This is a genomic window from Ilyobacter polytropus DSM 2926 (genome assembly GCF_000165505.1).
GTDB lineage: Bacteria > Fusobacteriota > Fusobacteriia > Fusobacteriales > Fusobacteriaceae > Ilyobacter > Ilyobacter polytropus.
This window is the reverse complement of the sequence record NC_014632.1, coordinates 684,606-699,019: the sequence shown is the minus strand read 5'-3', so window position 1 is coordinate 699,019 and position 14,414 is coordinate 684,606. Positions and strand designations below refer to the sequence as shown.

At 33.2% G+C, this 14,414-nt stretch carries 12 protein-coding genes; all 12 read right to left on the bottom strand.

The annotated features are described in order from the left end of the window. Entirely contained in the window at positions 1-588 is a 588-nt protein-coding gene (locus ILYOP_RS03180) for a TIGR03936 family radical SAM-associated protein (RefSeq protein WP_013387075.1), read from the bottom strand. A gap of 83 nt (positions 589-671) precedes the next feature. Further along, positions 672-1,178 (bottom strand): YgjP-like metallopeptidase domain-containing protein, encoded by a 507-nt coding sequence (locus ILYOP_RS03175; RefSeq protein ID WP_013387074.1) that lies wholly within the window; start codon positions 1,176-1,178, stop codon positions 672-674. Between the two features lie 22 nt (positions 1,179-1,200). Then, positions 1,201-1,620, bottom strand: a complete 420-nt coding sequence (gene lspA / locus ILYOP_RS03170) for a signal peptidase II (protein ID WP_013387073.1) — start codon at positions 1,618-1,620, stop codon at positions 1,201-1,203. A gap of 25 nt (positions 1,621-1,645) precedes the next feature. After that, entirely contained in the window at positions 1,646-3,334 is a 1,689-nt protein-coding gene (locus ILYOP_RS03165) for a M3 family oligoendopeptidase (protein ID WP_013387072.1), read from the bottom strand. Positions 3,335-3,342: 8 nt separating this feature from the next. Further along, positions 3,343-4,179 (bottom strand): glucosaminidase domain-containing protein, encoded by an 837-nt coding sequence (locus ILYOP_RS03160; RefSeq protein ID WP_013387071.1) that lies wholly within the window; start codon positions 4,177-4,179, stop codon positions 3,343-3,345. Continuing rightward, positions 4,179-4,826 carry a class I SAM-dependent methyltransferase gene (locus ILYOP_RS03155; RefSeq protein ID WP_013387070.1) on the bottom strand — a complete coding sequence of 216 codons (648 nt, stop codon included), beginning with the start codon at positions 4,824-4,826 and terminating at the stop codon, positions 4,179-4,181. The genes ILYOP_RS03160 and ILYOP_RS03155 overlap by 1 nt, the downstream gene beginning before the upstream one ends. A gap of 111 nt (positions 4,827-4,937) precedes the next feature. Continuing rightward, complete coding sequence (locus ILYOP_RS03150) at positions 4,938-5,447, bottom strand: nitroreductase family protein (RefSeq protein ID WP_013387069.1); 510 nt, start codon at positions 5,445-5,447, stop codon at positions 4,938-4,940. A 211-nt stretch (positions 5,448-5,658) separates the two neighbouring features. Continuing rightward, the gene (lpxD, locus tag ILYOP_RS03145) at positions 5,659-6,663 is read right to left on the bottom strand and encodes a UDP-3-O-(3-hydroxymyristoyl)glucosamine N-acyltransferase (protein ID WP_013387068.1); all 1,005 of its coding nucleotides are present in this window, start codon (positions 6,661-6,663) and stop codon (positions 5,659-5,661) included. Between the two features lie 28 nt (positions 6,664-6,691). Then, a complete protein-coding gene (locus tag ILYOP_RS03140) occupies positions 6,692-7,183 on the bottom strand; it encodes an OmpH/Skp family outer membrane protein (RefSeq protein WP_013387067.1) in 492 nt (163 codons plus the stop codon). Between the two features lie 25 nt (positions 7,184-7,208). Then, the gene (locus ILYOP_RS03135; protein WP_013387066.1) at positions 7,209-9,233 is read right to left on the bottom strand and encodes a BamA/OMP85 family outer membrane protein; all 2,025 of its coding nucleotides are present in this window, start codon (positions 9,231-9,233) and stop codon (positions 7,209-7,211) included. 11 nt (positions 9,234-9,244) lie between these two features. Further along, positions 9,245-13,693, bottom strand: coding sequence for a translocation/assembly module TamB domain-containing protein (locus ILYOP_RS03130; RefSeq protein WP_013387065.1), 4,449 nt, complete (start codon positions 13,691-13,693; stop codon positions 9,245-9,247). An 18-nt stretch (positions 13,694-13,711) separates the two neighbouring features. Continuing rightward, on the bottom strand, positions 13,712-14,413 hold the full coding sequence (gene rsmG / locus ILYOP_RS03125) for a 16S rRNA (guanine(527)-N(7))-methyltransferase RsmG (protein WP_013387064.1): 702 nt from the start codon (positions 14,411-14,413) through the stop codon (positions 13,712-13,714). Between the last annotated feature and the right edge of the window lies 1 nt (position 14,414).

Sequence of the window (14,414 nt, the reverse complement as noted above, 5' to 3'; positions counted from 1 at the left end):
TTACTTTCTATATCCTAATTTTTTTATTTCAACTTCTGTGGGACTTATTTCAGCCATTCCCAAAAATACATTTGGAGAGGTATTTATAAGTTCTAGACGAAGCTTACTTTCCTCTATTTTATAATACTGTATTCTTTCTTTGAGATTTCTCTCTTTTCTTTTACCTTTTTTAATCTTGACCTCTATAATATCATCCTGTTCAAGAAGTCTTTTGAGTTTTTCAAGTGTTTTTTCATCTCCAGATATCTCATATATCATTATCTGAAATTCCTCTGCAATACTTGATTTTCTAGGGACATCCTCTGCACCTTTAAATCTAAATCCCAGAGGACACTCTGCATTTAGTTTCTCTAAAAGAACTTTGTTGTCCATCTCCACTAAAAGCTCTAGGTCCATTACCTCATCATAAGCCTCTACTCCTAAAGATACTGGATTACCAAATGACATCTTAGGTCTCGGGTGAAATCCTTCTGAATACTTGACTTCTATCTTAGCCTTTTTTAAAAGCCTTTCTAGAAATCTCATCATGTCCAGATGGGATATATACTTCATGTCTTCGATTTTATCGAAGTAAAGTCTTTTTTTCATACACTCTCCTATTCATAAACCAAACTCTACATATTGTCAGCACTGATTATTTTAGCACAGATAACTTACAACTTCAAAGAAATTTAATACAATGACTTCTTAAAAATGTCCATATAGGTAAGATACAATCTCATATCAAATTCTAACTGGTGATAGTTTGGCTCTATATATTCACAAAGTTTATAAAAAGACTTGTCATGGGATTTTTCTTTTAGGTGGGCCAATTCATGAACCACTATCATTTTCAAAAATTCCAAGGGCATTTTTTTAAACTGACTGGAAATCTTAATCTCATTTTTCGTCTTTAATTTGTTTCCCTGGACTCGGGATACATAAGTATGGAGTCCCAGTGCCTGATTTGAAAAATTGATCTTTGAATCATAGGAAACCTTGCTTATGGGATTGGATTTTTTCAGATACTTATTTTTTATATCTATAACATAATCATAAAGCATTTTATCTGTTGTTATATTATGGGGAGTGGGATATTTTTTTAAAATTAACTTTCCGAGATTTTTATTTTCTATAAGTGTTATAACCTGTTCCTTTAATTTGGAGTCATAAGCTCCGAGATACTTTAGTCTTTCCATCTTTTCCCTTTCATAAGTTACATTAAATAATTAAAATTTCCTCTAGGAGAATCACTATAATCCCAGATAGTATATAAAAGTCTGCCATGTTAAAAACCGGAGATCCCTTTATATTAAAATATATAAAATCAATCACATAGCCTCTGAACAGTCTGTTTAGGGTATTCCCCAGTCCGCCTGCCAGCACAAGGGAGAGGCCCATCTTATTTATATTTGGAGCGGTATAGAGAGAAGTTATATAAATAAGCAAAACAAAATTTAATGTAAGAATAAGCCACTTTTTATGACTTAGTTTATTGAATGCAATACCAAAATTCCTTACATAATAAAGGTGAATCGCTCCGGATAAAATACTTTTAGGATGAAATTTCAATTTCTTTTCTGCTATTACTTTGCTGAAAACATCTATAAAAAACAAAAAGAAAACAGTCCATAAATACATTATATCCCCCTTATAAAACATTTATCTAATCTAACTTTTCTAACTCTCCTTTTAAGAAGTTCGCTAGTTCACTTATATATCCTTCAGAAAAATCAAACTTTATTCCGGCAGTCTCATATATTTCTTCTATTGATTTAGAGTAGCCTAAAGAAAGAAATTCTTCATACTTAATAAGGGTGGTTTCTGGATTTTGTTTATAATTCTTATACATTCCTATTGCTCCAAGCTGACTTATTGCATATTCTATATAATAAAAAGGAACTTCAAAAATATGAAGCTGCTTTAGCCAGACCATGGATTTTTCATTTGCTAAGCCCTGCCAGTTTACTTTAGTGTTAAATCTATCCATTAGTTCTTCAAACTTTGCATCTCTTTCTTTTTGGGTATGATCTGGGTTAAGATATATCCAGTGCTGAAAGGCATCCACTGTCATAACCCACGGAAAAGTCTGAAGTGCCCCTATAATCTGCTCTTTCTGTGCTTTTTTAAAGTCCTCTTTTTTTTCATAAAACCTCTGCCACTTATCCATACTGATAAATTCCATGGACATAGATGCCAGCTCTGCTACCTCACTAGGAGTTTCTTTATAAGACATCAGTCTCTCGTCTTTTGTAGCAAAAGAGTGAAGAGCATGCCCGGCCTCATGCATAAGGGTCACAACATCCCTTTGTACTCCCACTGCATTCATAAATATAAATGCGGCTCCACTTTCACTCAAGGGATAATTATATCCTCCAGGAGCCTTTCCTTTTCTGTTTCCAAGATCTAAGAACTCTTTTTCAGCCATGTATCGAAGCTTTGAACCAAACTCTTCTTTTACATCCATCAAGGCAGATATTCCCTTTTCCAGTAGTTCTTTTTCATTTTCAAAAGGTTTTAATATTTTCCCGTCTTCACTAGCCTCTGTATCCCAAGGACGAAGTGTATCAAGATTTATTTTCACTTTCTTTTTTTCATTTATCTCTCTCAGCATCGGAACTATTACTTTTTCCACAGATTCATGAAATTTGTATAAATCCTCTGGAGTATATGAAAATCTTCCCTTTGCCTTATGCATATAATCTCTGTAGTTTTCAAAATTCTTATTCTTAGCCATTTCAACTCTTATCTTTAAAAGTTTGTTAAATAGCTCGTTTAATTCAGATTTTTTCTCCGAAACTGCGACATATATCTTTTTCCACGCCTCTTCCCTGATTTTTCTGTCATTATCTTTAAGAAACCTGTTCATTTGGGAAAGGGTGTAGCTTTCTCCTTGAAACTCAATGATTATTTTTGAAATTATCTCTCCATACTGATTTGAAAGTTCATTTTCCTCAATCTGAAGAGGAATATTTTTTTCCTCAAAAATATCAATATCATTTTTTAAAATAAGTTTATAATTTTTGTACCTCTCTTCAGGCAGTTTACTGATATAAAGACTATCATATATTTTTTTATTTATATGAAATGACTGTCTGTTAAATTCAGATATGATTGTCCCGTAAAATTCGTTAAAATCCTTAGAGTACTCTTCCTGATCCGCAAATCTTGTCATTTTGATATATTTCCAGGCCATGACCTCTTCTACTATGGCACTTAACTCATTATATTTATCTATATATTTTTCTAAGTCTTCGACACTTTTCAGATCTTTTTCCAAAAGTTTTTGAAGCTCATTTTTTACACTTTCTATATCTTCCACCTGAAAGTTATCACTATAATAAATTCTATTCATTATACCTCCTAAATATCGTATTTTTCTAAGTCATTGACCCTTATAACCTTTTCGATTCTCTCAGTGTAACTATATCCGAGTTCAGAATATTTCACCAGATATTTCGCCAGTTTTTCAGAATTCTCTCCTCTGTTTATACCTTTTCTGAGACTTTCATATGCACTTCCTGTAGAAATAAGCAGAATATACGCGTCTACAGCCTCTTTTAAATTACTAAATTTTTTAAGATGTGCAGTAAAACCATTTTCTCTTGTTTCTCCCGCTTTCATACGTTCATCACTGCTGTCATAGGACCATATCCCAAAAACATTGTTTCCCTCTCTAAAAAATCTAGAGGTTCCCCAGCCACTTTCTAGAGCTGCCTGACTTAAAATAAGTGAAGTGGGTGGAACAATCATTTTTTCAAGAAGTTGTTTTGTATCTTTATCCTCTATACCATAATTGTCAAACAATCTCTCTAGCTTATCTTTCTCCTTATTCTTAATACTGCCTCTTTTTATTATTTTTTTTACCAAGCTTTTGTTTTCTAATATCTGATTTCTTGAAATTTCTATTGCAGGCATCATTAAGTTTACAAATAATTCTTTTTTTTCCTTCACAGGATAGGAATTCAAGTCTATTTTTCTGACAGCATAGACATATTTATTAGATTTTTCCTTTGTTTTTAAGTCCTCTGGACTGTCTACGTATATAATTTTGTAATTTGAACTTGTTTTTTCTCTTGTATTTACTGCCACCACATCTGGCTTTTTATCGCTTATATTTCTCATGTAGTTTCCTGAAGAAACGGTCACTACTTGTAGAAACAGATAAAGAAAAAACAAACTCCATTTTAACTCTTTCATCAATCCTCCTTTTTAAAAATTATTATATTTTTTCCATTGTTTTTTATAATTTTAAGTTTAAATTCTTTTTCTATAAACTTAAAAGTTTTCATACTGTAAAAAACCGTGTGAGTAGGATCCTGGATATACCACCAATTTTTGAAGTGTGTCCAGGAATCTTTATGAAAATTTGTCATAATTATAAGGTGACCGTTTTTTTTCACAGACCCTACAAGCTCTTTTAGAACTTCCATCGGGTAATATATATGCTCTATAACTTCTGTTGAACACACTACATCGTATTTACGGTCTTTATAAATTTTTTCAGGTGAGAAATACTTGTCATAAATATCCACCTTATAACCTTTTTCCCTCAAAACCGAAGCTAGTACAGGTTCAGGTCCGGATCCATAGTCCAATATATTTTCTACATTATCAAGGTCTTCAAAAGAATATTCTATAAATTTTTCAAAATATTCTCTGTATACAGGATCGTCAATTGAGTTATTGTGCATCTCATATCTTTCAAGTTCTTCCGAACCTTTCAACAAGGCTTTCTCTTCTAAAAAGATAAAACTACAATTTTTACATCTATAATATAACTGTTCAAATTTCTTATTTTTTACTAAAAATTCTTCTGTTTCACCGTTACATAAATGACACTTCAATAATACCCCTCCATTCTACGAACACTAATTATACATAATTATGTAGTTACTTGTCAAAATTTCACAAATAAAAGAGGAGGCTAGGCCTCCTCTTTTATTTGCTTATTATATTTATACAGGCTTGTATTCCTCATAATGTACCTTATTTCCATCCCATTTGTCAGATAATTTTACCTCTTGATCAGGATATCCTAAGGCAACCATGCAAAAAGGTATCACTGTTTCAGGAAGTGAAAATATTTCCCTCATAGTAGAAATTCTGTCTTCTCTAGGTGCTACTGCTATCCAAACACTTCCAAGTCCCTCAGTCACTGCCTGAAGCAGAATGTTCTCAGTTGCTGCCCCCAAGTCTTGCTGCCAGTATGAAGGATACCTCATATACTCTTCGTTGGCCATTACTGCGATTACAACATCTGCATTTGCAGCCATTTTTGAGTAAGGACTTACCTCTGATAACTTTTTAAGCATCTCCTTGTCCCTTACCACTACAAATTCCCAGGCTTGCTGATTCCCAGCACTAGGAGCCTGCATAGCGGCTCTGAGAATTTTTTCTATTTTACTCTCTTCTACTTTTTGTCCTGAATATTTTCTTACACTTCTACGGTTAAAAATTGCTTCCATAAATCTTACCCCCTATCTTGTAACATAAATATTTTTATAAAATTTTATATTCGCTCTATACATATATCTTATCAAAAATATTTTTTAAATGCACTATTAATTTATTATATCTATGATTTTTATATTTTCAATCTTTATTAAAAATATAATAGGCATTTCCTTTTATTTTTATATTCTCTCGTTCAAAATAAAAAGCAGCAAAGCTGCTTTTTTATTTTTTAAGCAATATTTTTTCCAACTCTTTTACTTTTTTGATCATTTCAGGAAGTTTTTTTAATGATACTTTTATCTTCAAATCGTCTCTATGATCTACAAGAGGAAAACCTGACAGTATCTGATTGTCCTTTACATTTCCATGTATTGCAGACTTAGAACCAACTATAACGTTACTTCCTATCTTTAAATGTCCTGAAACTCCTACTTGACCAGCTAGAGTTGTGTTGTCTCCTACCTCGGTACTTCCTGCTATACCTACCTGGGATATTATTATACAATTTTCACCTATAATATCGTTATGTGCTATCTGAACCAGGTTGTCTATTTTGGTATAGTTTTTTATTATGGTATCTCCTATAGCACCTCTGTCTATAGTGGTATTTGATCCTATTTCGACTTCATCGCCTATTAATACTCTTCCTATCTGCTCTATCTTTTGGTTTTTTCCGGCGACCTTTACATATCCAAATCCATCAGAACCTATGACGGCTCCTGGCTGAATTATGCATTTTTTTCCCAGTTCACTGAACTCTCTTATTGTTACATTTGAGTAGATTACCGAACCCTCTCCTATTTTTACACCTTGGCATATGGTTGTATTTGGAGATATTGCCACATTATCTCCTATCTCTACATCATGTCCTAGATATACATTTGGAGCAATAGATACATTTTTTCCTATTTTGGCTGTATCCTCAATCATTTTTACCATAGGTTTTGTTTTTCTTTTGAAAAAGGATAGAAGTTTCGGCATAAGTTCCCTTGGATTTCCATTTACAACTATGTAAGTTTTATCCCCAGGCAGCCCGGGTATAGGGGGTACTATTACAGCCCCAGCCTTTGTTTCTGATATTTTCCTTAAAAATTTTTCATCTGCAGCAAAAGTAAGCTCTGTCTCCCTGGCTTGAAAAAAGGGAGAAAGTCCTGATATTTCAAGACTTTTATCTCCCTTTATTTCCCCGCCTAGGAGGGCAGCTACATCTTGTAATTTATACTTCATAAAACAGCCTCCCAGTATATTATTTAATTTATTTCAACTTTATCTTTTGTCCTTTTTCCATCTGGTTTAATACCTTTTGAGTTATGTCTTCCCCACCAAATTTGATTGCTCCATCTTCAAAGATATAATCGAATTTTTCTTTTTTAGCAACTGACTGGATAGAAGCCTCTATATTTTTAGTTATTTCACTAAATTTAGCTTTTTCCTGCCTATTTAAATTCATCTGTGCTTGATTTACATATTTTTGAAATTCTTCTGCTTGTTTCTGGAATTTAGCTTTTTCCTGTTTTGTAACTGATTTACCTTTTGCCTGAAGTTCTACCTGCAGCTTTTGAAGATCCACTTCTTGCTTTTTAATCTGATTTTCTAATCTACCTTTTTCTTTAACAAGCTGCTCTTTTACAACCTTTGTTCCTGAATACTTTGAAAATACCTCTTGAGAACTTACATATCCCACTTTCATAGCAAATGCCGACATTGACATTGTCACCGCCAGAGCTAGAATCGTTAATTTTTTCATGTTTTTCCCCCTGTATTATAAATTTTTAAAATGTATGTCCCATGTTAAAGTAGAATTGCATTCCAGACTCATCTGTATCTCCAACTGGCCATCCAAAATCAAATCTAAGTGGTCCTAGAGGTGTATTAAGTCTCATTCCCACTCCGGCACCTACTCCTATGTCATCTGGAAAATCTCCATCATGTTCATAAGAAGTATCTCTTCCGTCTTGATTCCAAGCTCTTCCTGCATCTACGAAGACCACAAAACCTAATACGTCGTTTATCTGGCTTCTGTTTTCTACTGTAAAGGTTAGTTTTTCTGTTCCTTTATAATATCCTCCGTCATAACCTCTGAGGGAGCTTCCTCCACCTACTCTGAATCTTTGTGATTCTTTAGTAGAATCTGTCATAATACCACCTATAGCCCTGTAGGCAAAGGTATTTGTCTTCCAGAAACCTCTATGGTACTTTCTCAGTTCCAAAGTTGTGTTTCCAAAAGCACCTGCATCATAACCCCCTGCATATCCACCTTCAACTTGAAGTTTAGCGTATTCTCCTTCAGTTGGATTCCAGAAATGATTTCTAGTATCATAGGTTATAGCAGGAAATATACTTGTCAGTCCGTAATCATCTGTTCTGTCGCCGTCTTCATCATCTTCAGTTACATACTCAACCTTTGTACCTAAACTCAATCTGACATTTTTGGTGATTCCTTTACCTGCATTTACCTTGAATCCATAGGTATTTACATCATAAAACAGTTCACTGTCGTCATCTTCATATTGTGATTTATAAAGACTCCATCCCCATGAGATTCTTTCTGTATCCTTTATCCAAGGATCTTGAAAATCAAGCGAAAATTTACTATAGTCTGAATCAGATTTTTCATAAGTCACACCAAAATCCTGGCCTCTACCTTTGTAGTTAGTATCTTTTACTGATAAACTACCCAAGAACCCAACTTCAGATCCATAAGAAAGTGATCCTTGAAGAGAGGCAGTTCTTTCTTCATCAAATAACATAACGACTATTCTTCCATCTGGATCACCTGGAATAGTCTTATACTCAGGTTTTATGTTTTTAAAATTTCCTGATTTCATAAGGTTTTTAATGGATTCTTGGTACTTGTTATAATCAAACACCTCTCCCACTTTAAACTCTAAATTTCTTTCTATAACATAGTCTTTAGTTTTTAAAACATTATCTGTAGCTTTTCTTCTGGCACCTTTTTGTTTTGTCACCATTTTCCTAAACTGAATATCTCTTATCACACCTTCACTTAGGTATATCTCTAGTTCATAGCTGTCATTCAGACCTATATTTGCAAGTTCCGTAAGAGCATACCCACCTTCATGATATTTAGCAATAATTCCATCCTTATCCTCTCTCAGGGTGTTCAGATTGTATATCTTCCCAGGTTCAGTTTTTATCCCCTTCATAAGTTCCTCAGTAGAATATACTGTATTCCCATAGATATTTATTCCTGTTATAACTGGGTTTTCTGTGAGGTTGTATCTTACTAATACCCCTTCTCCGTATTTGTATACTTCTGGGGTCACCTCTCTGAAATATCCCGAGTTAATTATATTTTTCTGTCCATCAAGGACCTTCTTTTTGGAAAAATATCCTCCTGTTTTCACAGGTATCATATTTAGTATATCTTCTCTTGATATATAACGGTTACCGTATATCTCTATTGAATTTACAACCAGAGATTTGTCAATGTTTTCTCTTTCAGACAAAGGTATAATTCCGCTATCTTCCAAAATCTTTTTTGAATCCTCTTTTTCTTTAATTTCTATGCTGAGCTTTATTCCAGCATCATAGATTTTCGGGTAGATGACCACATCTTCTATGTAACTGAGATTTTTGATCCTTTTATAGTCTTCTACCATTTTTGTTGTGGAATAATTCTCTCCCACCCTGGATTCCATAACAGACTGGACAACTTCCACAGGTACCTCTCTGTTGTTTGTGACCTCTATCTCTTTAACTTGGTAATTTGCATCGTCACCAAAAGCTAAAAGAGAAAAAAGAAACGTAAGTAGTACTAATAATTGTTTTCTCATCATACCCTCCACTATTTTTTTCTGAAGATGTCTAGTAGACTATCATATGTCTTTCTAAAGTTGAAGTCTATATGATAATTTAAGTCTGACTGTTCATCCTCATCTATATTTAAACTTCCCTGAGGAAGCTTTCCAACTCCTAAACCCCATGAAAAACTTTTTGCAAATTTGTGTTCTAAACTCAGGTCATACTTATCTAGAGAATCTCCGTATTTGGTATCTGCTATCCTTACGCTGGCATTCCAAAAGACTTTATCTTTGTATATGGGATTTTCAGCTTCTATAGATGCCCCGAATCCCAAAGAAGAACTTTCCTGATAATTTTCCTCGCTCTCATCGTAGGCCACTATGTCAGAAGATATCTTAAATTTTGATATTCTAAGCACCTTTTGAATTTCATTTGATACAGGACTAAACAACTGTTTTGAAATCTGGGTATCCAGTATATTTTTAACCATTACATTTGAAGTTCCTGTAGAATCAGATGTTTTATGAAAGGCCAAAAGTGCTGCTACATCTTCCTGAGGAAGTCCAGAGCTAGAACTTAGAGTCAAATCTATATTTTTGTATTCTCCACTTGCTCCTATATAAACTTCTTCATTGGATATTGTGGACCTGGCACTTACAAGCAGGGTTGGATTGACATTTGGGATATATTCATCTGTCTTATCAAAAATGGCTATGGCTCTGTCTATCTCAAAAAGATTATTATTTATTGTTATCTCTCCTCCTTGGGATTCTATCTGTCCTAAAAATTGAGATTTTTTATCTTTCAGAGTAAATTTACCTCCACCTTTTATAACTGCCTCTAGATTTTCAACGAGGGTGGCCACCTTGTCAAGCTTTATGAATATTCCTTCGTTAATTGTAGCATCTATATCTATTTCAAGATTTTTTTCTCCTGTTCCTGTTATTGAAAAATCAGAACCGAGCTCTTGACTAGTATATACCAGCTGGTTTTGACCTACAGACACCTTTGATTTTAGGTCGTCAATATTTTCATTTGAAATTTCCGGTATTCCAGTTAACTCTCCTCTTTCTATAACAAAGTTTCCAGTTATTTTATTTCCCTTAAAAAGAGCGTCACTGCTTAGAATTAACTTCACTACATTTTGATAATCATATCTTACTTTATTCATATTAAGAGAAAGAGAGTAATCTAATGAAGTCATAGGGTCAAAGTCAACTTTAATTTCATCAAAATTCGGTATTTTTAAATAACCGTCAAGAGAAACCTCTCCATTGTTGACATCTCCTTTAAACTTTTCTATAAATACACGGTCATTGTCTAACCTTATATCTGAATTTACATCTTGAATAAGTATACCATATTTAGGTATATCAGCTCTTAGGTTTTCTACATAAAAACGTCCCTTGTTCTTTTCATTGTTCAGGTGGATATCTATTTTAGATTTTCCTTCTATCTTTTCAATGCCTGAAGAAACAAAAAAAAGATTTAAGAGTTTCAGGTCTATTTCAGAAGAAAGAATATTGAAATTATAAGTAAAGGGTTTAAATTTCAAATTACCTTTGGTACTGAGGTTATTTCCTAGATAATCTAGACTAAATTTGCTTAAAGAAAACTTTTCAAGATCCCCTGTTAAATTTAAAACGATGTTATCAAGTTTTATATCAGAAATATTAATAGAATCTCCAGATAAGTCAATTTTGTACAATAGATTATCTAAGGGCCCATAGATTCTAAAATCCAAGTTCATTATACCCTCTTCTTTTGTATAGGGGAAAAGATAGGAAGTTTTAGACAAATCTAGATTTTTTTCACTACTCACCACATCAATATACCTTTTATTGAGGTCAAAATAAGCTTTGGCTTCTAAAATATCTTCCCCTGTATCGTTTAAAAGTACTACTCTGCTTAAATCAACGCGTCCGTTTTTTCCCAGTTCTTTTCCTGTTTTACCTAAAAAACTACCCTCAAGATAAGCATTGGGAACTCTTTTTCCACGGAGGTAAACTCTGTCTGCAGAAACTTTTCCATAACTACGAATATTATCTTCGTAACCCCAGATATATACTTCTCCCATAACACGATATTTCAGATTTATATCACCATAATAAGCAGGAAGATTTTCCTCAAAGAGATTCAATTTTAAACTGTAAATTTTTTCGTCAGTTTTGTAAGTCCCGTTTAATATATTTTCGTTAACTTTCAGGTTTTGAAATTTTACAGTTTTATTCTTAAATTCTACCTTACCAGAAAGCTTTAGATTTTCACCTCTTTGCATTTTTACAGTAACTCCATCTAAAAAAGCTTCGGCAGATACATTACTTAGAGGCCCTTTCACATTTCCGTAAATTTTGTCTGCATTAAAATCCACATGAAGAAAATTTAGTTTTTTGTTAGAAAGTTCTGAAATCTTATATTGAAAATCAACATTTGATTCAATTATATTATAGCCACCTTGAATTGTCAAAATGTTGTTCCCAAACTCCTTTATGGTAAGAATATCATTTTCTAGGCTACCATCAAACTGAAAATCATAGAAGGAGGTGTCAAGGTAGGAGAGCTTGTCTAGATACCCTTTAAAGTACCCTTTAAGCTTTCCGTCATATTTGACGTATATATCTCCCTCAAGGTTATTAAATTCTGCAAAATATTTTCCATTTATTTTTTTTACCTTTATATCGCCTTGAAATTCAAGGTTTTGACCCTCTATACTCCCCCTATAATCTCCAATAAGTTTTAGGTCTGGAATCTTAATAAAAGAACTTATGTCCATATTTACACTAGCAAAGTTCAGAGAGTATTTCATCGTTTTCACATTGATCTGTCCGTCCCCTGTTATTTCAGTGTTACCTTTTGTATAGACTAAAGAACTAACTTTAAAGTTATCCTTTATTGCAAAAATATCTGCTGTAACTTCATGTTCACCTGTTTTTATATTTATATTACCCTTTCCAAGTAGAAACGTTTTTTCTTTATAGTCGTATATTATCTCAAGGGTACTTTTATTTGAATAGTCTCTGTCTTCTAAAGTTACTTCTAAGGTTTCTTCTGAATCCTGCCTTATGGATAATAGCTTTTTCTCAATATCCACATCTCCCTCAAAAGATATAAGATTAGAGTCCATATTAAAATTAATTTTTTTATCATTAAAGTCGAAATATGCATTTCCAGAAGATTTTTTTAGATTGCTCTTACTATCTATATCTGATATTTCATACTGGAGTCTTCCGCCTTCTTTGTCTAAGACACATTCTAAGTCTACCATCCCGTTTATTGGGAAGGCGGAGTTTTCAAAGTATCCCATAAAATTCACATCATCAAAATAAAACTTTTCATTTTCATATCGGAATATTCCTTGGATATCTTTAGCTTTTAAATTTTTATAAAAATACTCCGGAGACTTAAAATCCACATTAACTGCCAGCTTGTAATCTTTATTAAAATTCAAATTTACATGAACAAGATCAAATTCAGTGCCCTTTAATGGAAACTTCTGTCTTTTCAAAAGATCGTATTTTTCTAAAAATGCATAATCTACATCTTTAAAATAAAAATCAAGATCAAGTCTCTCTTTCCTCACAAGGCTCAAAAGAAACTGACCTTTCTTTCCATCAAAATCATAATCTGAGTTTATATAAATTTTGTCTCCGTTAAAGGATACATTTCCGCTTATATTTTCAGGAGTTCCACTCAAACCCTCATAAGTTACACTGGCATTTCTGAAGTCACCACTTCCTGTAAAAGATCCCGGCTTCAAAGTCAGATCAAGATTTACAGTTCCTGAAAGATAAGATATTTTTTCTGAATTATAAGCATACTGCATCAGGTTATTATTTATATTTATATTATTCAACTTTATTCCCAAGGCATACCTTGTGTCATTATTGTCAAATAAAAACCTATACTTTTCTTCTCCAATATCCCCGTCAAAATCTAAATTTATACCTTTATCCTTGTGAAAAGATACATAGCCTTTGACATTGTATACCGTCTTCTCTATGGGCCTTTCATAAGCTATATCTCGGTATATGAGCTCCCCTCCTGTTGCAGTAATCATATCTATGGGAACTCCAGTTCCTGCTTTAGATGTTGAAGATTTACCGCTTTGGGATTTTTTTGAAAAAGCTTTTACTATATTTATATTATTATTTTTATCACGGCTTATCCAAACTTTAGGATTTTTTATATCTATACTGTCTATACGGCCTTTTATTATTCTTCTGAAGCTATATCTAACTTCTACTTTAGGAGCTGATAAAATAAGTTCTTCTCCGTCTTTTAGAGTCACCCCACTAGCCTCTATACGGCCAAATTCCCTAAATTTAATAGATTGCATCTCTATGTCAGGACCCACTGCCTTAATGAGGATCGTTCTCACTGTCTGAGGAAGGCTGTACCTCACAGTTGTATAGAGACTATAGGATATCATTATTAAAATCACTACAACAAATGCAGCGAAAACTTTATGATATTTTCTCAATAAGTCTTTCATAGGATCCTCCGTTATATTTTAAAGGGGTCTTTTTAAAGGTATTCCTGTTCTTCTCGGATACTTGCTGTTAGTAGCTTTATTTTTTCTTATTTTTATAATAGTTCTAGGATCACTGCTGAATGGAAGCTCTAGCTTATATATCTCTTCTATCTCAGAATCAAGGACATTCAGGGCGTTTTCAGATTCATTCTCTTCCCCTGTTCCTTCCATCTTCTGAGCCAAAAATACTCCGTCTACCTTTAAAAAAGGTATCATATATTCTAAAATGACATTTAATTTTGATACTCCCCTACATAAACCGAGGTCATAGGTCCCTCTTTTTTCATTTTTTATAAACTCTTCTGCCCTGTCATTTATTACTTCCACGTTTTCAAGACCGAGTTCATTTTTAACCATTTCCAGAAAATCTGTTTTTTTACCTACTGAATCCATAAGGGTAAACTTAATCTTAGGATTGCATATGGCCAACACCATTCCTGGAAAACCAGCTCCAGTCCCTATATCTATGGCTGTTTCTGTATTTTCAGATATTGATTTCTGAAGAAGCATTGAATCTATAAAATGCTTCTCTATAAGAGAGTCCTCATCCCTGATAGCTGTTAGATTTGTGTGTTTATTTGTTTCTAAAAGTAGTTTGGCGTATGCTATTAAATTATCTATTATAACTTTGTCAAATTCTAGGCCCAGAGACTCTAGCCCCTTTAAAAGATATTCCCTCATC